Origin of the sequence: Kordia jejudonensis (assembly GCF_001005315.1) — a bacterium.
In the GTDB taxonomy this organism is placed as follows: domain Bacteria; phylum Bacteroidota; class Bacteroidia; order Flavobacteriales; family Flavobacteriaceae; genus Kordia; species Kordia jejudonensis.
The window spans coordinates 96121-121308 of the sequence record NZ_LBMG01000004.1 but is presented as its reverse complement, the minus strand read 5'-3'; the positions used below and the strand labels follow the sequence as shown (position 1 = coordinate 121308).

General features: G+C 33.6%; 25 protein-coding genes. 20 read left to right on the top strand and 5 right to left on the bottom strand.

All coding sequences use genetic code 11. The features are described 5' to 3' along the window. Nucleotides 1-36: 36 nt before the first annotated feature. The 4 genes from AA089_RS03270 (at nt 37) to AA089_RS03255 (ending at nt 6412) form a co-directional block, all read left to right on the top strand. On the top strand, nt 37-597 hold the full coding sequence (locus tag AA089_RS03270) for an RNA polymerase sigma factor (RefSeq protein ID WP_046755480.1): 561 nt from the start codon (nt 37-39) through the stop codon (nt 595-597). Continuing rightward, entirely contained in the window at nt 582-1403 is an 822-nt protein-coding gene (locus tag AA089_RS03265) for a tetratricopeptide repeat protein (RefSeq protein ID WP_046755479.1), read from the top strand. The genes AA089_RS03270 and AA089_RS03265 overlap by 16 nt, the downstream gene beginning before the upstream one ends. Nucleotides 1404-1590: 187 nt before the next feature. Next, nucleotides 1591-3933: a leucine-rich repeat domain-containing protein gene (locus tag AA089_RS03260; RefSeq protein WP_046755478.1), complete on the top strand. Its 2343-nt coding sequence runs from the start codon at nt 1591-1593 to the stop codon at nt 3931-3933. A 46-nt stretch (nt 3934-3979) separates the two neighbouring features. Next, a complete protein-coding gene (locus tag AA089_RS03255; protein ID WP_046755477.1) occupies nt 3980-6412 on the top strand; it encodes a leucine-rich repeat domain-containing protein in 2433 nt (810 codons plus the stop codon). An 81-nt stretch (nt 6413-6493) separates the two neighbouring features. On the opposite strand, the gene AA089_RS03250 is transcribed toward AA089_RS03255, so the two are convergent. Further along, nucleotides 6494-7873: a vanadium-dependent haloperoxidase gene (locus AA089_RS03250; RefSeq protein ID WP_046755476.1), complete on the bottom strand. Its 1380-nt coding sequence runs from the start codon at nt 7871-7873 to the stop codon at nt 6494-6496. A gap of 148 nt (nt 7874-8021) precedes the next feature. Then, nucleotides 8022-8864 (bottom strand): DUF2911 domain-containing protein, encoded by an 843-nt coding sequence (locus tag AA089_RS03245; RefSeq protein WP_046755475.1) that lies wholly within the window; start codon nt 8862-8864, stop codon nt 8022-8024. A 115-nt stretch (nt 8865-8979) separates the two neighbouring features. On the opposite strand from AA089_RS03245, the gene AA089_RS03240 reads away from it, so the two are divergent. The 16 genes from AA089_RS03240 to AA089_RS03165 all read left to right on the top strand — a co-directional run bounded on the left by AA089_RS03240 (nt 8980) and on the right by AA089_RS03165 (nt 22196). After that, nucleotides 8980-9639, top strand: a complete 660-nt coding sequence (locus tag AA089_RS03240; protein WP_046755474.1) for an MIP/aquaporin family protein — start codon at nt 8980-8982, stop codon at nt 9637-9639. A gap of 150 nt (nt 9640-9789) precedes the next feature. Then, entirely contained in the window at nt 9790-10449 is a 660-nt protein-coding gene (locus tag AA089_RS03235; RefSeq protein ID WP_046755473.1) for a TetR family transcriptional regulator C-terminal domain-containing protein, read from the top strand. Next, the gene (locus AA089_RS03230; protein WP_046755472.1) at nt 10449-11762 is read left to right on the top strand and encodes an ABC1 kinase family protein; all 1314 of its coding nucleotides are present in this window, start codon (nt 10449-10451) and stop codon (nt 11760-11762) included. Before AA089_RS03235 ends, AA089_RS03230 begins: the two co-directional genes overlap by 1 nt. Continuing rightward, nucleotides 11759-12379, top strand: coding sequence for a flavin reductase family protein (locus AA089_RS03225; protein ID WP_046755471.1), 621 nt, complete (start codon nt 11759-11761; stop codon nt 12377-12379). The genes AA089_RS03230 and AA089_RS03225 overlap by 4 nt, the downstream gene beginning before the upstream one ends. A gap of 3 nt (nt 12380-12382) precedes the next feature. Next, nucleotides 12383-13807: an SDR family oxidoreductase gene (locus AA089_RS03220; RefSeq protein ID WP_046755470.1), complete on the top strand. Its 1425-nt coding sequence runs from the start codon at nt 12383-12385 to the stop codon at nt 13805-13807. A gap of 2 nt (nt 13808-13809) precedes the next feature. Continuing rightward, a complete protein-coding gene (locus AA089_RS03215; protein WP_046755469.1) occupies nt 13810-15291 on the top strand; it encodes a cryptochrome/deoxyribodipyrimidine photo-lyase family protein in 1482 nt (493 codons plus the stop codon). Further along, nucleotides 15291-15716, top strand: coding sequence for a hypothetical protein (locus AA089_RS03210; RefSeq protein WP_046755468.1), 426 nt, complete (start codon nt 15291-15293; stop codon nt 15714-15716). Before AA089_RS03215 ends, AA089_RS03210 begins: the two co-directional genes overlap by 1 nt. Beyond that, nucleotides 15716-15991 carry a TIGR03643 family protein gene (locus tag AA089_RS03205; protein WP_046755467.1) on the top strand — a complete coding sequence of 92 codons (276 nt, stop codon included), beginning with the start codon at nt 15716-15718 and terminating at the stop codon, nt 15989-15991. Before AA089_RS03210 ends, AA089_RS03205 begins: the two co-directional genes overlap by 1 nt. A gap of 111 nt (nt 15992-16102) precedes the next feature. Next, the gene (folE, locus tag AA089_RS03200) at nt 16103-16804 is read left to right on the top strand and encodes a GTP cyclohydrolase I FolE (protein WP_046755466.1); all 702 of its coding nucleotides are present in this window, start codon (nt 16103-16105) and stop codon (nt 16802-16804) included. A gap of 3 nt (nt 16805-16807) precedes the next feature. Continuing rightward, the gene (locus AA089_RS03195) at nt 16808-17011 is read left to right on the top strand and encodes a hypothetical protein (RefSeq protein WP_082113184.1); all 204 of its coding nucleotides are present in this window, start codon (nt 16808-16810) and stop codon (nt 17009-17011) included. 90 nt (nt 17012-17101) lie between these two features. Beyond that, entirely contained in the window at nt 17102-17785 is a 684-nt protein-coding gene (locus tag AA089_RS03190) for an SDR family NAD(P)-dependent oxidoreductase (protein WP_046755465.1), read from the top strand. 3 nt (nt 17786-17788) lie between these two features. Continuing rightward, nucleotides 17789-18250 carry a TspO/MBR family protein gene (locus AA089_RS03185; protein ID WP_046755464.1) on the top strand — a complete coding sequence of 154 codons (462 nt, stop codon included), beginning with the start codon at nt 17789-17791 and terminating at the stop codon, nt 18248-18250. Between the two features lie 3 nt (nt 18251-18253). Next, nucleotides 18254-18745, top strand: coding sequence for an SRPBCC family protein (locus tag AA089_RS03180; protein ID WP_241479966.1), 492 nt, complete (start codon nt 18254-18256; stop codon nt 18743-18745). Continuing rightward, nucleotides 18735-20036, top strand: coding sequence for a cryptochrome/photolyase family protein (locus AA089_RS03175; RefSeq protein ID WP_046755463.1), 1302 nt, complete (start codon nt 18735-18737; stop codon nt 20034-20036). The genes AA089_RS03180 and AA089_RS03175 overlap by 11 nt, the downstream gene beginning before the upstream one ends. A gap of 128 nt (nt 20037-20164) precedes the next feature. Further along, complete coding sequence (locus AA089_RS03170) at nt 20165-21124, top strand: fasciclin domain-containing protein (RefSeq protein WP_046755548.1); 960 nt, start codon at nt 20165-20167, stop codon at nt 21122-21124. 238 nt (nt 21125-21362) lie between these two features. Beyond that, nucleotides 21363-22196: an OmpA family protein gene (locus AA089_RS03165; RefSeq protein WP_046755462.1), complete on the top strand. Its 834-nt coding sequence runs from the start codon at nt 21363-21365 to the stop codon at nt 22194-22196. 581 nt (nt 22197-22777) lie between these two features. Here AA089_RS03165 and murA read toward each other — a convergent pair. From murA to AA089_RS03150, 3 genes are all read right to left on the bottom strand, one after another. After that, nucleotides 22778-24085 (bottom strand): UDP-N-acetylglucosamine 1-carboxyvinyltransferase, encoded by a 1308-nt coding sequence (murA, locus tag AA089_RS03160; RefSeq protein WP_046755461.1) that lies wholly within the window; start codon nt 24083-24085, stop codon nt 22778-22780. A 20-nt stretch (nt 24086-24105) separates the two neighbouring features. Then, nucleotides 24106-24753, bottom strand: coding sequence for a DUF4290 domain-containing protein (locus tag AA089_RS03155; RefSeq protein ID WP_046755460.1), 648 nt, complete (start codon nt 24751-24753; stop codon nt 24106-24108). A 102-nt stretch (nt 24754-24855) separates the two neighbouring features. Further along, nucleotides 24856-25146, bottom strand: a complete 291-nt coding sequence (locus AA089_RS03150; protein ID WP_046755547.1) for a DUF493 family protein — start codon at nt 25144-25146, stop codon at nt 24856-24858. Between the last annotated feature and the right edge of the window lie 42 nt (nt 25147-25188).

Below are 25188 nucleotides of genomic sequence, written 5' to 3'. Positions count from 1 at the left end.
AACATTACCCAATATTTTAATCTTTTTTTAAAATTTATGAAAGATAGTGAAAGATTTATAAATGCGCTCACATCTGGAAACGAACGAATTATAAAGGAAATTTATACCAAATTGTTTCCTAAAATTAAAGCGTATGTTCTAAAAAATAGAGGCGATATTCAAGATGCTTCCGATGTTTTTCATGATGGATTGATGTACATTATTGTGACACAAAAGGAAAAAAAGATGGAAATAAAGTCGTTTGAAGCCTACCTTTTTGTGATTTGTAAAAATATTTGGAAAAGAACTTTAAAAAATAAGGTAATAAAAACCGATCCTTTGACCCTAGTAGATAAGGAAGCCGAATTGGGAACACATATTTTAGAGCAAGAACTCTTGGATTTTTACATTGAAAAATTTGATTTACTTTCTGATAATTGTAAAGAAATTTTAAGTAGTTATTTTAATGGATTGAGTTATGAAGATATTGTGTTAGAACATTCATATGCTTCCGTAAATACCGTACGACAACGTGTTTTTAAATGTCGTAGCAAATTAGTAGCCCTGATAAAAAAAGACAATAAATACCAAAAAATAAGAAGATGGCGTCAAGATTAACCGAAGAACTTTTGGCAGAAATGCATCGATACCTCAACGATGATCTGAACGAATTGGAACGCAGACGTTTTGAGCAAAAGATAGCGCAGAATAGTGAGTTGAAACGAGAGCTTACACTTGAAAAAGAGCTGCGAGAAGCTTTGAATGCACAGAGTGATTATGACATATTTCAAAATAATCCGAATAATGAAGAACTCGCAACGTTGAAATCGAAACTGAGAAGTGACGAATATCAACAACTTTCCAATACTATCAAAGCAGTTGGAGATTCCTATTTAGAAGAAGAAGCCAACAAAAAACCTCGTAAAAATTACCTAAAATATGTAATGGTTGCCGCAGTGCTGATTTTTTGTTGCAGCATTTACTTTTTACAAGTGAATCCTTCTCTAAATTCGTATTATGAAGCAAATGTAAACTGGAACGAACTGCCTTCATTTGTAGAAAAAGGGCAACAAGAAGATTTGTTTTCACAAGGAGAACTAGCTTTTAGAGCTTCAAATTATGAAGAAGCTGTTGCTAAATTTTCTCAAATTGAAACTTCCAATGAATTGTATGTATTTAGTCTGCAATATTTAGGCGCTTCGTATGATCAATTGGATAGAAATGAAGAAGCCATTGCTATATTTCAACAGCTTACAACATCGGGAAATTCAGCAGAACATTCCAAAGGATATTGGTATGAAACGTTGCTTCATTTGAAGATGAATAATAAAGAAAAAGCAATCAATACGTTGGAAAATCTAATCAAAGATCCGAAAAATTTCAACTATGAAAAAGCTAAAAACTTGTTGGAAAAGTTACGATAAAATCACACTTCTTTGAAAAGTAAAAAGTAGCTGATTATCAAAGTAGTGCATCAATATTCTTTCATAAAAAACATCTTTAGAAAAATTATTTTTAGTGTAGTATGTTCGTTGGAGAAAATCTTCCATTTCAAAATTTCTAACGCAACCTTTTATAGATATCCGTATCTATTTACTAAATGATGAAAATATGAAAAAAACGATCCAACTAACCCTTTTCCTTTTTCTTGCATTACTATTTCAAAATTGTCAAGATGAAGAATTCACCAATGAAATTGTCACTGAAATCCCTACAAATCTAAATCTTAATGATCAAATTTTTCAATCGGAAAACTTTGGAAACGCCACTACTGGAAATTTTATAGGTTTGGTAAAAGATACTGAGGGAATAAAACTAGAAAACGTTCAAATTACTATAGGAAACATTGTAACGATGACTGATCGTAACGGAATGTTTATTTTGAATACTACAGACGTCTTCGAAAATTTTGCATACATAAAAGCTAAAAAAGATGGCTATATTGATGCCTCTAGAGTCGTTATTCCAAAAACTGATGGTGCTAGTAAAATTAACATCATCATGTTCAAAAAAGAAGTTATTGCAACGGTAAGTTCTGGGCAAAATTCACAAGTATCGACGCCAAGTGGTGCGTTGGTCAACTTTAGTGGTGGATTTATTACCGCAGATGGAAGTCCATATTCCGGTAACGTTGATGTAGTAATGCACAACATACAACCTAGCAGTGCGCGTATTTTTGCCGAAATGCCAGGGAGTTTGTTAGCACAAAACGCATCCAACAATGCACAAAGTTTGGAAACCTATGGAATGATTTCTATAAATTTATTTTCCCCTTCTGGAGAACGCTTAAATATTGATCCTGAAAGTCCAGCTACGTTAGAATTTCCTATCTATTTTACCCAAAATGGTATTGCGCCTGAAACCATTGATTTATGGTATTTTGATGAAGAAGTTGGGTATTGGAAAGAAGAAGGACAAGCCGTTAGAGATGGAAATAAGTATGTAGCAGAAGTAACACATTTTACGTGGTGGAACTGTGATATTCCGTTTGATTCGGTTGAATTTTGCTTTACCGCAAGTGCTACAAACGTTGATGGAGACATTCCTTATTTTGTAATCATTAGACGAGTGAGTAACGATCAAATAATTTATTCAGGAGAAATTTTAGGAAATGAAACGGAATGTGGTTTGGTTCCTCGAAATGAAGAAATATCAGTTTCCATATATGGCACTAATGGTTTTTGTAACACGCAATTGGTACATGCAGAAACGCTTGGCGGTTACGCTACAGATACTTCCGTAAATATAACGTTTACAGAAAACAATCTTATCACAAATATTGTTGGAATTGCCAATAATTGTATTGGAGATCCAATTACCAATGGATATATGTATATCAATGATTCAAATATATTTAGCATCACAGATGGTGTAATAGATATTGGTGTGTCACATTGTACCACGGAAGTCGTTACGCTTCAAATTTTTGATTACGATACAAGCCAATGGATGGTGGCAGATAATGTATTGCTTGATGGTGGAAACTTTGATGTAGGAACCGTTAGTTCATGTACAAGTACAGGCGGAATTTACAATGGAGATGTTACCTTATTTTCACAAAGTGATGTAAATGAATTTGGAGCTCAAAACTTCACGACAATTAATGGAAATCTTACGATTGGAGATTATCAATTTGGTAGCAATATCACAAATTTAACACCGCTCAACCTATTAGAAAACGTTGATGAATTTCTAACCATTTCTAATAATCCGAATTTAATTAGTCTTGATGGACTCAGTAATGTAACAAGTGCTAACTTGCTTGTTATTGACAATAATGCTTCATTAAATTCTATTAGTTCATTGAGTTCGTTAACTTCACTTGAATTTGGTTTTCGAATTTCAAATAACAATGCATTGACATCATTAGACGGCTTGGAAAACGTAAATGCTACTGCTAATTTAAACGTAACTTTAGTCAACAATCCTGTACTAGCATCGCTAGATCCGCTACAATCGTACACGGTTGCGAACGGTATAAATATTTCTAACTGTCAAGCGATAAGCTCTTTGGCTCCTTTGAGCAATCTTACTTCTTTTAGTACTGTAGATCTATCATTTTTACCTTTATTGACTTCTTTACAAGGACTCAATCAACTTACAAATGCAAGCATACTACGTATTAGAGACGTAGACGCTTTGACTGATATTTCTGCACTTAGCAACGTAACAAGTGCAAGTATTGTTTCTATCGGCGGCAATGATGCATTGACAAATTTAGATGGTTTAGAAAATCTGCTTAGCGTAGATTGGATGTTAATTGGAAAAGATATAGAATTTGATATTGTCGTAAATTCACCCAATACTAATTTAACCAATTTCTGTGCGCTACAAAACCTATTCACGAACGGAACATATCCAACAACAACGAGTACTTTTTCAGGAATTTACATAGAAAACAATCCATTTAATCCTAGTATCCAAAATATTATTGATGGAAATTGCAGTCAATAATACCTGAAATTAGTACATCTAACCAAGTAAAATACGAACCAAAAAAATGAAAAAACTATTCAAATATATCCTAATTTCAGCTTTTGCTATAGTATTGCAAAACTGTAAAAATGATGATTTTACTTCAGAAATAGACACAGCTGAACCAATCTCAGAAGTAGAAATGAGAGATCAGCTTTTTCAATCTGAAAACTTTGGAAACACCACTACTGGAAACTTTTTTGGCTTAGTTGCAGATGTAGACGGTTTCAAATTAGAAAATGTTCAAATTACTATCGGAAATACGACCACAATGACGGATCGTAATGGAATGTTTGTATTAAATAATGCAGATGTTTTTGAAAACTTCGCATATATAAAAGCAAAAAAAGACGGCTATATTGATGGTTCACGCGTTGTCATTCCAAAAACGGAAGGTGCCAATAAGATTAATATCGTGCTGTTGAAAAAGGAAGTTACTGCAACTATCAATTCAGGTCAAAATGCACAAGTATCGTTATCAAATGGTGGGATTATTAACTTTAGCGGAGATTATATCAACGCAGAAGGAAGCACGTATTCTGGTGCTGTTGATGTAGTTGTTCATTATTTACGACCAAATAGCTTTGACACTTTTCAACAAATGCCAGGAAGTTTATTTGCACAAGATGCATCAAACAATGCACAAAGTTTAGAAACCTATGGAATGCTATCTGTAAATTTGTTTTCTCCTAGCGGCGATCGTTTAAATATCGATCCTGAAAGTCCTGCAACACTTGAGTTTCCAGTTGATTATTCACAAACAAGTATAGCTCCTGAAACCATAAATTTATGGTATTTCGATGAAGAAGTAGGGTATTGGAAAGAAGATGGACAAGCCATAAAAGATGGTAATACATACTATGCTGAAGTAACACATTTTACATGGTGGAATTGTGACATTCCTTTTGATCCTGTTGAATTGTGTTTCAATTTGGCTCCAAATGGTTCCAATCAAAGTACACCTTACTACGTTATCATTACAAGGGCTGAAAATAATCAAACTATATTTTCTGGTTCAGCATATTCAGGAGAATTTGAATGTGGTCTAATTCCTAGAAATGAAGAAATAATTGTTTCTATATATCAAGTTGCAAGCTTATGTTTTGGACAACTAATAGCTACGCAAACTATTGGTGGTTATGCAACAGACACAAGCACTACAATTTCCTTTGATGAAAGTGTCAGTTTACTAACAACTACGATTACGGGAACTGTTACAAACTGTAATGGTGCTCCAATTACCAACGGATACATGTATGTAGATGAATACAATATATTTGCGATCACAGATGGTACAATTAATGTTGGATTACAGCATTGTGAAATACAAAACGCAATCATTCAAATATTTGATTTTGATACTAATCAGTGGAATATTGTTGATAATGTCCCGTTAAATACGCAAAACTTCAATTTAGGAACTGTAAGTACTTGTGATGATACTGGCGGGTTTTTTAACGGAAATCTTCGCCTTTCAACGCAACAAGAAGTTAATGACTTTATGACTTTTGGTTTTGTAGAAATCAACGGTAGTCTTATCATTGGTGATGAAAATAACTATACAGATATTACAGATTTAAGTCCGTTAGCATCTATTATTAGCATTTCAGAAGATTTAAAAATTATTGGAAATGAAAACCTACAAACCTTAAGTGATTTAGCAAATATTACTCATATCGGTAATGCTATCATTATTGAAAATAATCCTTCGCTAACCGCATTACAAGGTTTTACAAATATTACGTCAATATACTCGTTACAAATTACGAATAACGATCAATTAACTTCACTTGCTGGTTGCGAAAACTTTACATCATTAAATAATTTAAAAATTGCAGACAATGATGGACTCACAAGTCTTTCAGGATTCAACAACGCCATTACTGTTGAAGCTAATATTACCATTTCTGGAAACAATGCATTAACTTCATTACAAGGAATCGAAATTTTTAATTTAACTAGTCAAAATGACTTGAGAATTTCAAGTAACGCTTCGTTAACTTCATTACAAGGCATTGAAAATATTACTACGCTCAGATTTGTAACAATCCATAATAATGATGCTTTGAGTTCCTTAGCAGATTTAGGAAATTTAACATCAATACTAGATTTAGATATCAATGATAATGATGCATTAATTAACTTGGAAGGAATAGGACAACTGCAAGCGAGAAGTCTTATAGTTTCAAATAATGATGCCTTACAAAGCTTAAATGGTATTGAAAATATAACCATTTCTGGAATAAACAATTTTTCAATAATCAACATTGGTGTCAGACAATGGGAAGGAGATTGTGGTGGATATATTGACGGTCCAAACCCAAACTTGACAAATCTATGCGCATTAGATCCAGTATTAATTAATTCAAATTGGAACAATAATTACTGTGTGGTAATCGTGAATAATGCTTACAATCCATCTGGACAAGACATTCTTAACGGAAATTGCAGTCAATAATATTAAAATTGCTAGAATTAGAAAAAGAAAAAGCCTTTCTCAAGTTTGAGAAAGGCTTTTTTTAAATCATATTTTTTTGGCTTAAAGCGACAAATCAAAAGCATTAACAGCATCTGAAATTTCATATCCCAAACGCAAACCTTCTGTGCAATCCATTCGTAAATGAACACCTAGCGGCAAACGTGAAAATCCATTTTCAGCTGCCATTTGTGTAAAAGTTGTGTAGGCTCTTGGCGCTCCGAGAAACTCTGTTCTTCCTTCGTGAGAACGATCGATAAAATCTGTATTGTTTCCAAAATGATGAATAAAAATTCCCGCTGCAGCTGATGCAAACGTAGAATGTCCTGACGGATAACTTGGAAATGAAGGATTTGGCCAAGAAATATACGGATACAAATTGGTCTGAAACGCTGGATCAATAAACTCTTGAATGTACACACTTGGACGCATTACCATATATTCATACTTATCTGCCCAAGTAGAAACAGCGGCATCATTTAAAGAAAAACCTAATTTTAATAACAATACCAATGCATTTTCATGATCTACGTTGTATTGTTGTATCAACTGATTTGCAATAGAAATTTGTCTTCCAGGCGGACTCATCATCAATCCTTCCACATCGTTTGACCAAAATTCGGCAATCCACAAACTTTCTGTATCTGTTGTTCTAGAAGCTTCACTTGAAGTATACACTTCTTGCATTGCTGTGTAAAATTCACTGGAAGTATCTTCACTATATACCAAATTTGGTGGAACAGAAGAAGTCGCTGCCGAAGAAATCACGAACGTTCGTACAGACGACCAATATGGAAACAAGGCGCGTTCTGCATCATCACTATATGTCCAAAAACCATTGCCAACTGGTGGTTCATATGATAACGGTTGTGGACTTCCTATTTGTGCTTCAGCCGCAGTATCTGTTAAACTATATGATATAATTTGATCTGCCACATAATTTCCCCAATCGTTTGAGTTTAAAACAACTTCTGCACTCAAATTTGCAGAAAGTTCAAGTTCTTTTTGTTGACGCAAAATTTCTATTTTACTATCAATATCTGGTCGAACATTATACATAAAATGATCAATAGCTCTCGCATAACAAGCATTTAAAGCCAAACCTACATTTACATTTGCTTCGCGTTGTGTAAAATCAATATTCAATTCTGTATATCTATCCTTATTAGAAGTATAGCCCAACATATCATCTACACAAACTTCAAAAGCTGCCAAGTGAATGTACGCCAAAGCTCGTGTAGAAGCATTCGGGCGCATTCCTGTGGCATATCTGTCCAACTCACACCATAACTGATTCCAATCCAAAATTACTTGTGTATTTACATCGGTGGCAATTGGTGTTGTCGGTTGTTGTACTGTAACGTCTATTTGTTCATTAGAGCAAGAACTCCATAAAAATAGTGTACATATGAATACTAAAATTGTGCGAAAAGATAGGTTCATGATTGGTATTGCTTAAAATAGGCTCCCAAATTAGTTCATTTTTTAAAAATTCACACATAAAACCGAAAGAATACCACTAAAAAATTAATCCATAAAAAAAAGCCTGAACTCACGCTCAGGCTTTTACATATAAGTTATATATGAAAAATTACTTCGACCATTCTTTGATAGAGTCCTTGTTCATTTTTACGTAATCTGCATTTCCTGCTGCTTCTGCTAACGACATTGATTGCTTCGCAATTTTGATAGCGTCTGCTTTTTTACCCATTTTAGCGTAAATCAACGACTGTTGTCTTAAGTACCAAAATCTTGGTTGCTCGCTTGTCATTTCGATAGCTTTGTCAATCCACATTTTAGCTTTGTCCATATCTTTTCCTTCTTCTAAGAAATATCTAGCTGCTGAAAAATAATCTCCAGCTCCAGGACCAGCCATCACTTTTTCAATACTTGCAGTAGTTTTTCTATCTGTTGGCACAGCAAAAGGAACAATTACATATGTTTTGTCCCAGCTAAATGCTAAATCAGCACCACCATTTGATAAATTCTCAATACCAATCGTAAACGATTCTGTAGTATATGGCATTGTATTTACAGGTGCTTTTGCAGTAGCTACTACTTTAGATTCATCCCATTTTCTTGGTGTTCCCCAGTTACTAGTATCGTTATAAAGCATCACTTCCCAAGTTTGAGCTGTTGGCTTTACAAAAATTGCATACGAACCAGCTTTTACAGAAGTTCCGCCAATAGTAATATCATCATTAAATGTAATTTTAGTATTTGCATTAGCTCCAGTTCTCCATACTTCTCCAAAAGGAACTAAATCTCCAAATATTTTTCTTCCTTTCTTTGCAGGTCTTGAATATTCAACACTTACTTCTGTTAAACCAACAGTTTGTGTAAATTTTGCACTAGGGCTAGGTTGTGGCGTTTCAATTTGCGCTTGAACACTAATTCCAGCAGCTAAAAAACACGCTAAAAGTAATTTTTTCATCTTATTATTATTTTGATTTTATTGATTTGACGAAGTTACGTAGAAACCTTACGTGCAAATGTTAACAAATACTTAAAATAAGAAATACTACTTTTGGGACAACAACACAATTGTTATGAAAAATTACATCGCTGAGTTTTTAGGCACATTCACCATGGTTTTCTGCGGAACTGCCGCTATGGTAGTAAATGATATTACAGGCGTCATTACACATCCAGGAGTTGCCATTACTTGGGGATTAGTTGTGATGGGAATGATATACGCTTTTGCTGAAATTTCTGGAGCACACTTCAATCCTGCTGTAACAATTGCTTTTTCATATGCCAAAAAATTTCCTTGGCGAGAAGTGCCAAAATATATCCTTTCGCAATGTTTAGGTGCTATCTGCGCTAGTCTGCTCGTATATATGTTTTGGCCAGAAAGCGAAACACTTGGCGCTACCATTCCTTCTATCGTGGTTTGGAAAGCTTTCATTTTAGAATTTTTACTCACATTTTTCCTAATGTTGGTCATCATTAATGTGTCTACAGGAAGTAAAGAAACTGGAACAATGGCAGGAATTGCTATTGGTGGAATTGTACTGCTTGAAGCCATGTTTGCAGGTCCAATGACAAAAGCGTCTATGAATCCTGCTCGATCGCTCGGTCCTGCATTAGTTTCTGGTCAATTATCAGAGCTTTGGTTGTACATTTTAGCACCAATTTTAGGAGCCATTGTTGCCGTGGTAAGCTGTAAGTTAGTCAAAGATGAAAACTGCTGTGATACAGACTGTTAATCACTAAAAAACACTTTTTCTATTGCTTATTTTTAGTTCTTTAAGTTCTCTTTAAGAAAACTTTAACTATGCTTTCATTTTTTTTGTTTAACTAATAATTAAAATCATTAAACAAAAATTGTACTTTTACATAGTTTTAAAATATATATCATGGCAAAGAAAAAAAATATAACCTCAGATGCTATTGTTTCCTTCTATATGGATTACGTTTTAGCGCACGGAGAACAACCGAAAAATGTATATGCTTTTGCAAAAGACAACAATTTTGAAGAAGCTAAATTCTATGAGTTTTTTGCATCTTTTGATGCTATTGAAGAAGAAATATTTACCATTTTTGGTGCAAATACAATTGAATTACTTTCCAAAAGCGAAGAATTTGAAACTTTTGATGCTCGAAATAAATTATTGAGTTTCTATTTCACGTTTTTCGAACAACTTACTGCAAACAGAAGTTACGTTGTACATAGTCTAACAGGAGAAAAGAAACCATTACAAGCTATGAAACGTTTGAAAGGACTCAGACATGTATTTTCAACATTTGTGGAAAGTCTAGATGTAAAAACACTCGATTTAAATCAAGAACGTCTGGAACGTATTCAAAATAAAGCAATTAAAGAATCTGCTTGGGTTCAACTCATGTTAACCATGAAATTTTGGTTAGACGATACTTCAAAAAGTTTTGACAAAACAGATCAATACATTGAGAAGTCTGTAAATGCAAGTTTCGATTTAATTGACAACACACCATTAAAAAGTATAGTGGATTTCGGGAAATTCATTTTTAAAGAAAAACTAGACATCAGATCGTAATGAAGACAATTGATAAAATTCCTATTAGTAAAATCCAGCGTGCTGGGAAACTCGTCACGACTGGTGCAAAAGTTGGTGTAAACTACTTAAAATATTACGGAGACAAGCTGATAAATTCGGAAGAAAAAGCAAAAGAACGCTTAAACGAATCGAATGCAGAAGATATCTATGATGGACTGAAAAGTTTAAAAGGAAGTGCGTTAAAAGTTGCACAAATGTTGAGTATGGAAAAAAATATTTTACCACGTGCGTATGTGGAAAAATTTTCATTATCTCAGTTTTCTGTGCCGCCATTATCGCCGCCGTTAGTCATAAAAACATTTAAAAAATACTTTGGGAAAGCGCCCAACGAAATATTTGACAAATTCAATTCTACTTCTTTAAATGCTGCGAGCATTGGACAAGTACATATCGCCGAAAAGGATGGGAAAAAACTTGCTGTGAAAATTCAATATCCAGGAGTTGCGCAAAGCATCTCCTCAGACTTGGCACTTGTAAAACCAATTGCGATTCGCATGTTTAACATAACCGGCAAAGGATCTGATAAATACTTTAAAGAAGTAGAAGATAAGTTGATTGAAGAAACAAATTACTTACTCGAAATTGAGCAAAGTAAAGCGGTTTCAGAAGCATGTAAACACTTGCCAAACATCAAATTTCCAACGTACTATGATGAATATTCTTCGGAACGCATCATTACAATGGATTGGATGAATGGCGAGCATTTATCTGAATTTACAGACAAAAATACCGATCAGGAAAAGGCAAACTTGCTAGGACAAACGCTTTGGGACTTTTACATGTTTCAAATTCATGAATTCCGCAAAGTACACGCCGATCCGCATCCTGGAAACTTCTTGGTTTCTGAAGATTCAGAACTTATTGCGTTAGATTTTGGTTGTATGAAAGCGATTCCTGAGGATTTTTACACTCCTTATTTTGAATTGGCAAACAAGAAAACAATTGACAATCCTGAGTTATTTACTAAGAAATTGTATGAATTGGAAATTCTTCGCGAAGACGATTCAAAAGAAGAATTGGCCTTTTTCTCAGAAATGTTTCATGAATTGTTGAGTCTATTTACAACGCCTTTCAATTCTGAAATTTTTGACTTTTCAGACGAAGAGTTTTTTGGAAGAATCGCAGACATTGGTGAGCGTTATTCAAAAAATACACAATTGAGAAGCATGAACGGAAACAGAGGTTCTAAACATTTCATTTACATGAATCGAACTTTTTTCGGATTGTACAACCTATTGCACGATTTAAAAGCAAAAGACATCAAAATTAACAACTTTAAAAATTTCGCATGATTGCATTGACACGAACAGATATTGACAATATGGAAAAGCTATATCGCATAAATCTTATCAATAGCTGTTCTGGTTACAAATCTGCCAATCTAATTGGTACACAATCTGCTGATGGACAAACTAATGTTGCGGTTTTTAGTTCGGTAACACACTTGGGATCAAATCCACCAGTGTTGGGTTTCATCACACGTCCAACAGTTGTTCCGAGAGATACATATGAGAATATTAAAAAAACTGGTTTTTACACTATAAATCATATTTATCAAGACATTATAAGAGATGCACATCATACGTCGGCGAGCTATCCAAAAGAAATTTCTGAGTTCGATCAAACAAATTTAGAAACCAAATACAGAGATGATTTTCATGCACCTTTTGTAAAAGGTTCTCATGTCCAAATTGGAATGCGATATCTAGAAGAATACAATCTTGAAGTGAACGGAACCATTTTAGTGATTGGAGAAATTGTACAATTACACATAAATAACAACATATTAGAAGACGACGGTTTTATCAATCTAGCGAAAGCAAAAACCGCCACTATTAATGGACTTGATGCGTATGCTATTCCACAAGAACATGCACGCTATCCATATCAACGTCCCAAATCAACTTAAAAAATGAAAATCTTACTTACAGGAGCAACTGGGTATATTGGAAAACGGCTAATTCCGATTTTATTGGAATTGGGACATACTTTAGTGTGTAGTGTAAGAGACAAACAACGCGTTCCTGACGAAATATCAAATCATGAACGCATTGATATTATTGAAGTTGATTTTCTAAATCCGAAAAGTTTACACAACATTCCCAAAGATATTGATATTGCGTATTACCTAATTCATTCCATGTCGTCATCGTCAAAGTTTGAAAAAATGGAATATGATTGTGCAGTACATTTTAAAACGTACATGTCACAACAGACGAAAGTAAAACAAGTCATTTATTTGAGTGGTATTGTGAATGATCAACAACTTTCTAAACATTTATTGTCAAGACAAAAAGTAGAACATACGTTACAATCTGATGCGTACGCGTTTACTACGTTTAGAGCTGGAATTATTGTGGGAAGCGGAAGTGCCTCTTTTGAAATCATTCGAGATTTAACAGAAAAACTTCCAATTATGGTAGCGCCAAAATGGATTAAAACCAAATCGCAACCTATTGCCATAAGAAATGTATTGGAATACTTATCAAAAGCCATTGGGAACGAAAAAGTATATAACAAATCGTTTGATATTTTTGGTCCAGACACTTTAAGCTATCGTGAAATGATGTTGCAATTTGCAGAAGTTCGTGAGTTCAAAAGAACCATTATTTCTGTTCCTGTAATGACGCCAAAATTATCATCCTATTGGTTGTATTTTATCACTACAACATCTTACAAACTTGCGGTAAACTTAGTAGACAGCATGAAAGTTGAAGTCATTGGGAAACCAAGTGATATAAATGAAATATTAGACATTGAACCAATTTCATATAAAGAAGCTGTACAACTCGCCTTTGCGAAAATTGAGCAAAACGGAGTCATTTCCAGCTGGAAAGATTCCTTAATTAGTGGACACTTTCGTGAGAAAATTTCAACCTACATTAAAGTACCAGAATATGGTTGTTTTAAAGATATCAAATGTAGAAAAGTAATTGATGAAGAAGCTACGCTTGATAAAATTTGGGCAATTGGTGGTGTAAATGGTTGGTATTATGCTACGTTTCTATGGAAAATTCGTGGCTATTTAGATAAAATATTTGGTGGTATCGGATTGCGACGTGGACGTACGGACCAAACAAATCTTAATGCTGGAGATCCATTAGATTTTTGGCGTGTTTTGTATGCCAACAAAGAAGAAAAAAGATTACTACTCTTTGCAGAAATGCGATTGCCAGGCGAAGCTTGGTTAGAGTTCAAAATTGTCAATAAAGAATTGCATCAAAGTGCCATTTTTAGACCGAAAGGAATATTAGGTCGTATGTATTGGTACGCTGTTTTACCTTTTCACGGAATTATTTTTAATGGAATGATTAACAAATTGGTAGCAAAAAAATAACTATGGGAAACAAAATAGACATCAATGTTGTTCTGCTAAAGCGCGACTTACGACTTCAAGACAATGAAGCGATATACAATGCGTTGCAGTCAGGAAGAAAAACATTGCTCTTATATGTTTTTGAAGATGCATTGCTACATGATCCGCATTACAGTGAACGCCATTGGAATTTTATAAAAGAATCACTCGTAGATCTGAACAATTCATTAAAACCATACAATAGTAAAATACTTATAAAACAAGGGAACATCAACCGAGCAATACAAATTATACAAGAAACGTATAAAATAACACACGTATACTCACACCAAGAAACGGGAATAAAAATTACCTATGATCGTGATAAAATGCTGAAACGTTTTTTAGCGAATAATATGATTACTTGGGTTGAAAACATCAACAATGGTGTATTTAGAGGTTTGCAAGATCGTTCTGACTGGATTGAAAAGTGGGAAGATTTTATGTCAACTCCATTAGTACCTTTTGCGCCTAAAGAAGGACAATTATTTACAATTGAAGAAGTTGAAAAATTAGCTACCTTTTTTCATGTTCCAAGTTTAGAAACTGATCCAAACACACCTTTTCAAAAAGGAGGAACAACCATGGCGATGAAATATATGACTTCATTTTTTAAAGATCGTGGAAAAAACTATGCTAATCATATTTCAAAACCACTACTTTCTAGAAGAAGTTGCAGTCGTTTGTCTCCGTATTTGGCTTGGGGAAATTTATCCGTACGCCAAGTATTACAAGAAAATACGCGCTGTATTCAACAAAATATCCACAAAAAACAAATGGAAGCATTTGGCTCACGTTTGCGTTGGCAAGCACATTTTATCCAAAAATTTGAAATGGAGGACGAAATGGAGTTTTTGAGTTTAAACAAAGGATATCACAAACTCAAAAAACAAGTGTCGGAGCAATATATTGAAGCTTGGAAAAATGGCTTGACAGGTTTTCCATTGGTTGATGCTTGCATGCGTTGCCTAAAAGAAACAGGATATCTAAACTTTAGAATGCGCGCCTTAATTGTTTCATTCTTTACACACAATTTATGGCAACCGTGGCAAAAAGCTGCGATCATATTATCGCAATACTTTTTAGATTTTGAACCTGGGATTCATTTTCCGCAAATTCAAATGCAAGCTGGCGAAACAGGAATTAATATGTTACGCATGTACAATCCTATAAAAAATAGTATTACACATGACGCAGAAGGTATCTTTATTAAAAAATGGGTTCCTGAACTTGCCGAATTGGATACACATTTTGTACACGAGCCTTCAAAAATGACCTTTATGGAACAGCAAATGGCTGATTTCATAATTGGAAGAGATTATCCTGCGCCTATTGTAAATCTTCAAGAAACTAGAAAACGTGCGAGTGATATTTTATGGCACATGAAAGATGAAAATACAGTAATTGAAGAAAACTTTAGAATCTTAAAAAAACATACGCTAACAAATCGTAAAAAAAGTTCGTAATGATTGTCAAAACTACATACAAAGACAAGGAAACCGAAAAACTCATTGCTACACATTTAGGTGAAACGTTTCCATTACTAAAACGTATCAAACTCAAAGGAATTGGTTCGAAACGAATGATTGTTCATGATGTAAGTCCAAAATTGAAACAATATTTAAACACCGTTGATGATTTAAATTACGGAAATATTGAATTGCGACCAAAAGGAATCATCGTTCACATTCACAAAAAGCTTGAAAGCTATTCATGGATCATTCCTTATTATAAATTGAATATTTACACTTCATCATTCTTTAGTATTCATGCAGATGGTAATTTTATTCAATTCAAAAAAAATAAACTCTTCGTAGAAAATAAATCTTTTATCCAAAAGATGGTTTCTCAGAAAAATGAAATACTAAACACTACAGAATATTACGGATAATGCACGACTTAAATCCTAGACAAATAGACCGAATCATTGAAATGGCATGGGAAGATCGTACCACATTTGATGCCATCAAATTTCAATTTGGACTCAAAGAACAAGAAGTTATTGACTTAATGCGAAAAAACATGAAACGCTCCAGTTTCAAACTTTGGCGAAAGCGCGTTTCAGGCAGAAAAACAAAGCATGAAAAAAAACGTGATTTTTTGCAAGGACGCTTTAAGTGTTCACGACAAAGAAGTATAAATAACAACAAAATCTCCAAGCGTTAAACACACTATAATTTTTATTTATGGAAGTATAAAAATTTTTATACAACAAACTTTTATTTAAATTTTATTTTGTTTAACTTTATAAAGAATTTATTAAACAACAAAAAATATATGAAAACTGCTGACGTTTTAAATCACCTGAATGGCAATGACGTTTCTCTAAATGGTTTCAGTTATGAAGAAGTTGGAGACGAGCATTTACTTACAGGTATGGAAACTCCCATGCGTTCAGATGCTTTCCAAATCTCTGATGAAGAGAAGAAGCAAAAAATTGCGTATCATTTCTCTGAAATCATGGAAACTTTAGGATTAGACCTAACAGATGACTCATTACAAGGAACTCCTTCGCGAGTTGCTAAAATGTATATAGAAGAAATTTTCTCAGGATTAAATCCAAAAAATAAGCCAAAAGTTGCCTTGTTTGACAACAAGTATCAATACAACCAAATGCTAATTGAGAAAAACATCCAGTTTTATTCAAACTGTGAACACCATTTTGTTCCAATTATGGGAAAAGCGCATGTAGCTTACATCTCTTCCGGTAAAGTAATTGGACTATCGAAACTTAACAGAATTGTACAATATTACGCAAAACGACCTCAGGTTCAAGAACGACTTACGAATCAGATTGCTATGGAATTGCGTGAAATTTTACAAACTGAAGATGTTGCGGTAATTATTGATGCGAAACATTTGTGCGTTTCATCGAGAGGCGTAAAAGACGATTCGTCTACAACAATTACTTCCTATTATGGTGGAGTTTTTAATACTCCAGAAAAAATACAAGAATTACAAAATTTTTTAAACAATTAAATTATGGCACCTATTTTTTCAGACGTGATGACCTTTGAAAATACAAAGTTCATATCAAGAAGTGACAAGATTACAGCTTCACGCGAAGCAAAACGATTAATCTTAGGATTAAACGAAATTTACAAACAAAAGAAAGATCCTTCTATCATGGAAGTGATGAAAAGATTAACGACTTTGAAACGAAAGTACGAGAAGCGTTTAAAATAAATCATCCCCCAAACAATGCGCAATAGTACTAGAAGTGTTTGCTACTAGTACTATTGCGCATTACTTTATATAAAAAAATACGCTATACAAATGAAAAACATACTAGTTATTGGAGGCAGTAAAGGTATTGGTGCCGAAATCGTAAAAGCACAATTAGAACATCACAATGTTATCAACATAAGTCGTTCTAATCCAACTATTAGTGCTTCAAATTTTACACATTATACGTGTGATATTTTAACCGACGAATTACCTGATATTGAATCAATTGACGCCTTGGTATATTGTCCTGGAAGTATCAATTTAAAACCTATTTCACGGTTAAAAATTGAAGACTTTAAGAATGATTATGAAATCAACGTTATTGGTGCGGTGAAAGCAATTCAAAAATATTTACCCGTACTCAAAAACGGGAACAATCCGAATATTGTGCTATTTAGCACGGTTGCTACCAAACTAGGAATGCCGTTTCATGCAAGTATTTCTGCAGCAAAATCTGCAATTGAAGGATTGGTAAAATCATTAGCAGCAGAATTGGCTCCAACGGTTCGTGTCAATGCAATTGCACCGACAATTACAAATACTGACTTGGCGAGTAAGTTGTTACGAAATGATAAAATGATTGAAAACATCACTGAACGTCATCCTTTAAAGAAATTTTTAGAACCTAAAGAAGTCGCTGACATGGCTGATTTTTTAATTTCTGATAAATCGCGTTCTGTTTCAGGACAAATATTTACACTCGATTGTGGAATTGTAAGTCTAAAATTATAACAAATGAAATTTTTTCTACGCCTTTTACTATTCTTAATTGTAAATTTTGGTGCACTTGGTATCGGAAACATTTTAATGAATGACGGACCAACTTTACCATGGTATCAAAATTTGCAACAAGCGCCATGGACACCTCCAGGTTGGGTTTTTGGTTTAGCGTGGACAACAGTAATGATTTGTTTTTCCATTTATATGGCAAAATTGACAGAATTTAGAAAAGATACACAAATTGTTATTCTTTTCTCCATTCAGTTTGTGCTAAATGTAAGTTGGGGATACATCTTTTTTAACCAGCACTTTATTGCGTTGGGCATGTTGAATCTACTTTTACTTTTGTTATTAATTGCCTATATCACATTCAAATTTAAAAAAGAATTAAAAATATATACTTTATTTATACTGCCCTACTTAATATGGCTCATAGTAGCTACATCCTTGAACGGCTATATTTTACTTAACAATTAATTTATGATGCAAAAATTTAGCACAAAAGGAATTGTGTATCGATTACACAGCAAACAAAATTTTCCCATATCTCTTGAAGAGGCATGGGATTTTTTGTCGGATCCAAAGAATTTAAAAACCATTACTCCTGATTACATGAGTTTTGATATTCTAACAGAAGATATTGGCCCCATGTATCCAGGACAAATAATCCAATACATTGTCACTCCTATTTTAAACATAAAAACACATTGGGTCACCGAAATTACACATGTAAAACACCAACACTATTTTGTTGATGAACAACGTTTTGGACCTTATACGATGTGGCATCACAAGCATTTTATCAAAGAAATTCCTGGTGGTGTAGAAATGGAAGATATTATTGACTATAAAATTCCATTGGGTTTCATTGGAAGACTTTTTCATCCTATCATAGTGAAACCAAAATTGAAAGAAATATTTGAATACCGTACTAAAAAACTAACTGAACTATTTGGAACTTATGAAGGATAATTATGTAATTTTCTGGCACCGTAGAGATTTACGAATTGAAGATAATGTTGGATTATATAACGCATTAACTTCTGGTAAAAAAGTAATTCCTTTATTTATATTTGATAAAGATATTTTAGATAAATTACCTAAAGATGATGCACGTGTAAATTTCATTCATGAAGAATTACAAAAAATACATACTACATTACTAAAACACAATTCGTCTTTACTAGTAAAACATGGACATCCCATGGAAGTCATTAAAGAATTGGTCGCGGCGCATTCTATTTCTGCCATATACACCAATCATGATTATGAACCTTATGCAACGGCAAGAGATAAAGAAATCAGTATTTTTTTAGCTTCAAAAAATATTGAATTCAACACCTTTAAAGATCAAGTGATTTTTGAACGTGCTGAAGTGGTAAAAGCTGATGGGAAACCATATACTGTATATACGCCGTATTCAAAAAAATGGCTTTCTAACTTAACTGATGAAGATTTTAAGAGCATTGATTGCGCTTCACACTATGAAAATTTTGCAAAACTAACCTTTGATTTTCCATCATTAGAAACTATTGGTTTTACTGAATCGAGTGTCAAAGTACTTCCGCATCAGATGACCAAAACTATTATTGAAGAATACGAAGAAACACGAAACTTTCCAGCAATTGATGGTACTTCAAAACTGAGTCCACACTTACGTTTTGGAACGATTAGCGTACGGAAATGTGTGCAAGAAGGTCTTAAACCTGAAAACAATACATTCTTAAAAGAATTAATCTGGCGCGAGTTCTTTATGCAAATTCTGTGGCATTTTCCAACATCTGTAACACAAAATTTTAAATCTAAATACGATGGAATTCAATGGCGAAACAATGAAGAAGATTTCAAAGCTTGGTGCGAAGGAAAAACTGGCTATCCAATTGTAGATGCTGGTATGCGCGAATTGAATGAATCGGGATATATGCACAACAGAGTTCGTATGGTCACTGCAAGCTTTTTGTGCAAACACTTACTGATTGATTGGAGATGGGGAGAAGCTTATTTTGCTAAAAAATTACTTGATTTTGACTTGGCACAAAATGTTGGAAATTGGCAATGGGTTGCAGGTACAGGTTGCGATTCTTCTCCATATTTCAGAATTTTCAATCCAACATCGCAAGTTCAAAAATTTGATAAAGCACATACATACATCGAAAAATGGGTTCCAGATTATCAAGAGCTCACCTATCCTACTCCAATAGTAGAACACAAATTTGCAAGAGAACGTTGCTTAACTACTTATAAACAAGGGATTAACAATTAATCAAGGTGTTTTTTGTTTAACCTTTGCGCTACTTTAACAAACAATTAACACGATTTGTTTAATCTTTATTAAAAATGTCTAAACAAAAATATGTATATTTGTATCGATCGTTAAATAAAAAAATTGTTATGAAAAAGAAAACAACATCAATCTTAATGGCTATCGTAATTTCACTATTCACTTTAACTTCATGTAGTGATGATGACAACACAATAGCTGTTCAAAGCAACACCATTGCAGATTTCGTAGTAGCGAATTCTGATTACAGTTCATTATTAGTAGCTTTACAGCGTACTAATTTAACAACAGTATTAGCAGGAACAACTGAATACACAGTATTTGCTCCTAATAATGCTGCATTTGATGTCTTCTTAAGCGCAAACGGATTTGCTAGCTTAGATGACGTACCAACAGATGTATTAACACAAGTACTATTAAACCATGTTGTAGCAGGAACAAACAATGCCGCTTCGTTAAGCACAGGTTACATTGAAACACTTGCTGAAGAAGCAACTACAGGTAACAACCTTAATATGTATGTAAACACAACATCAGGTGTTATGTTAAACGGACAATCAATGGTAACTACTGCTGATATTTCTGTAGACAACGGAGTAATTCATGCCGTAAATAGTGTAATTGAATTACCAACTGTAGTAACATTTGCAACAGCAGATGCAACTTTTGGAATCTTAGTACAAGCGTTAACTAGAGAGAACTCGTTTACTTATGTAAGCACATTATCTTCAACAACTTCACCAGCTCCATTTACTGTATTTGCTCCAACAGATCAAGCATTTGTTGACTTATTAGGAGAACTAGGAGTTATGGGATTAGGAGATATAGCAACAGCTACATTAGAAGCGACTTTAAACACACACGTAATAGCAGGAAGTAATGTTTTAGCAAGTACGTTAACAGACGGTATGACGGTTAATACATTAGGAGACAGCTTTACAATCAACACAACTGGAGGAGCTACATTTACAGATGCAAACGGAAGAATGGGTGACATTGTTGTTACTGATGTTCAGGCTGCAAATGGTGTAATCCACGTAGTAACTAAAGTAATCTTACCACAGTTATAATATTCAAAAAACGATTGGTAACGTAAAAATAATTAAAAACTTATACAACACAACCGGTGATTTTATCACTGATGTTTTAGGCAATGAATGGTGTAATTCATGTTGTTAATAAGGTTATTTTACCGGACTCACAAAAGTAAGTCCAACTTATTTTAAAACAAGTAAGGATAACTAATATTTAGTTATCCTTATTTTTTTGGTTTAATTTTGTACCTTTTTGATCCCAAATACAGCACAAATGAAACCATTTTTATCCATTATATCTTTTCTCATATTTTCTTTTTGTGCTGCGCAAAATATTGAATTTGATATTTATTTTGATTTGGGAAAGTATGAACTTTCAAAAACACATCAAAAAACAATACAGGAACACATAACTACTTTAGATACTACGGAAACCTACAATTTCTTGATTAAAGGATATACTGATTTTGTTGATACGGAAGACTTCAATTTAGAATTATCTAAAAACAGAGCTACTGCCGTTGCTGATTATTTGGAAGTTTCTTATAAATCGTTAATTAATAGTATCAAAAAAGAAGCAAAAGGCGAACTTCCGAGTACTGCTTCAAAAAATGATCGTGTAGGTGTAAAAAAACATCGTAAAGTTTCCATCATTGTTTCTATAAACGATCATAAACCGAAAATTACCAAACGAAAAGAAAATATTTACGCCATTCCGATAAGCGAACTCGAAGTTGGGAAATCGTATGAATTGGGTAAAATTAATTTCAAAACAGGAAGAGTTACACTTATAAAATCTTCAAAAAAACAATTGGAGCGATTGGTTCAATTTTTAAGAAGAAATCCCTCAGTTCATATTGAAGTTCAAGGTCATGTTTGTTGTGGTGGCAATGACGATTCAGATGCGTTAAATACGGATACGGGAACCATTTCACTTTCGGTAGATAGAGCTGAGTTTATATACAAATACCTCATTAGTAGAGGCATTGATAAAAATCGGCTAACGTACAAAGGTTATGCGTTTACGTCTCCCTTGTACTTTCCAGAAAAAGGACGCAGAGATCGAAGTGCCAATAGACGTGTAGAGATTATGATTACCAAAAATTAAAACTGTTCGTTATACGTTTTTCAATAACTTATATAATTAACGTGAATTCGGCGTAAAATTTAGTTTGATACTTTTCTTTTCCGCAGTATAGCAGGGGTTTTTCGTCAAAATTTTTGAAGCCTTGGAAATCGAAGATTCATGAACTCCTTGATTTAAAGTAAGAGATAGTGAACTAAAAAATTTAGAAAAATTCATGCAGTTTTAGTTTTTTCCAGAATGAAAAACTAAAAATACCTCTGGAAATGCTGTGCATTCATGAATACTTAAATTTAAAATGTAAATGATATGAACTAAAAGTTCCCTTTCTTTTGTTGATGCCTGTGCTGAACTTGATTCAGTATTCTTTGGGAAAGCAAAGAAATCGAAGATTCACGAATTCCTATTTAAGGAAATAAAGTCATATGAGCTAAAATGAAAATAAAAAACTGAAAATGTGATTTTTAGTAGAGAGTTTATAAACTTAATTATAAATCTGAATAGACTCAATTAAATCGAACGACGTTAATTATATTTATAAAAAAAGATTATCTAAAATGTTACTTTTCAGATAGTCTTGTTATGTTATTTTATATAGTTTGAAATTACAAACGAACAATCTTCGCTCCTATTGCGCGTAAACGTTCATCTATATTTTCGTAACCTCTGTCTATTTGTTCAATATTGTGAATCGTCGATGTTCCTTTTGCGGATAATGCGGCAATTAATAATGAAATTCCAGCTCTAATATCAGGAGAAACCATCGTTGTAGCTTTTAATTGCGATTTGAAATCGTGTCCAATAACGCTTGCTCTGTGTGGATCGCATAAAATAATTTTTGCGCCCATATCAATCAATTTATCCACAAAGAATAAACGACTTTCAAACATTTTTTGATGTATTAAGACGCTTCCGCGTGCTTGTGTAGCAATGACTAAAATAATACTCAATAAATCTGGAGTGAATCCTGGCCAAGGTGCATCGGATATTGTTAAGATAGAACCGTCAATATAATTTTGAATTTCATAACCATCTTTGTGTTCTGGTACGTGAATATCATCACCTTTACGTTCAACCGTAATTCCTAATTTTCTAAATACATCTGGAATTTGACCTAAATCGTCCCAACTTACATTTTTGATGGTTAATTCACTACGTGTCATTGCAGCCAAACCAATCCAACTTCCGATTTCAATCATATCTGGAAGCATTCTGTGTTCTGTGCCGCCTAGTTCTTCAACACCTTCAATTTCTAATAAGTTTGATCCGACACCTTTTATTTTCGCACCCATGCGATTTAACATCTTACATAATTGCTGTAAATACGGTTCGCAGGCGGCGTTATAAATCGTAGTTGTTCCTTCTGCTAAGACAGCTGCCATGACAATATTTGCAGTTCCTGTTACAGAAGCTTCATCCAACAACATGTATGTTCCTTTCAGCTTTTTAGCTTCTACACCATAGAAATAATCTTCTCGGTTGTAGCGAAACGTTGCGCCTAGTTTTATAAAACCTTCAAAATGTGTATCCAATCGTCTACGACCAATTTTGTCTCCACCAGGTTTTGGAATGTATCCTTTTCCAAAGCGAGCCAATAAAGGTCCAACAATCATAATAGAACCACGTAATCCGCGTCCTTCTTCTTTGAATTGCTCTGATTCTAAGTATTTTAAATTGATGTCATCCGATTGGAATGTATAGGATCCTGGTCCATTTTTTTGAATTTTCACACCTAAGTTGCCTAAAAGCATGATCAATTTATTTACATCAACAATATCAGGAATGTTGCTAATTGTAACCTTTTCGGGAGTTAACAAAACCGCACATAAAATTTGTAGCGCTTCATTTTTAGCTCCTTGTGGTTGAATACTTCCTTTTAACTGATGACCACCTTCAATTTTAAAAGTCCCCATAAAATATAGTACTGAATTTGTTAGTAACGTTTTCTGTTACTACGATTTTTATTGTTTCGTTGTTGATTTTTGTTGTTGTTGTTTGAAAACTTTTTCTTTTGTTTCAGAAGGTTTGAAGCTTCCGATAAGTCTTCATCTCTTGCGGCTAAGTCAATTTTTCCATTACTTAGTTCCAACAAGTGTTTAAAAATCACATAATCTTCTACTGTATCCTTGTTCCAGTTGAGATAGCATTTTTTCATATGATTCGCAATAGCGTACTCTAAGGCTACTTTCATTTCGCCTTCGTCCCAACTATTTGCTACATCAATCATTCGCTTAATATTATTTCCATAGAAACGATATTTTGGGAAATTCTGAGGATATCCTAAAGGTTCAGGACGCTCTTGCAATACTTCGCGGGAAGGTTTTGGAAATGGAGAATCAACATCGAGTTTAAAATCAGACATAATAAATAACTGATCCCATAATTTGTGTTGAAAATCTGGAACATCGCGTAAATGCGGTTGCAAATTCCCCATAACGCCAATAATTGCTTTTGCAATTTTGTTACGTTCTTCTACATCTTCTGTTTCTATCGCATGGTTGATCATTTTTTGAATATGTCGTCCATACTCAGGAATAATCAATCGTTTCCGCTCTGTGTTATACTCTAACTGGTCAATCAAAATGAAATTTGTTTGTAAGGTAAATATTGAAGTAAAATAAAGTTCTCGTGAAGATTATTTTGTGCTTGCAAAATAGTAAAAAAATCTATAAAATACGGTTGATTATAAAGAAATTATGCCTTCAACTGCACTTGCTTCCTTATATTTTTCAATTACGGCATCGGCACTTTTCATATTTACGGTAATAGTAACGCTTGTGTACGTTCCTTTTGAAGACTGTTTTGTATCAATTACAGCACCAATATTATCAAATATTTCGTGGACTTGCTTTATTTTCTGTTCATCAGAAGGCACTATGAATTTGTACATATATAATGCTGGAAATTCTGTTGTTTCGTCTAATTGTACTTTTAACTTGCTATAAAACGCTTGAGGATCGTTTTTTGAACTCATTTTTTCTTTTTTCTTTTGAATTGCAAAGATACGCGGAATGTT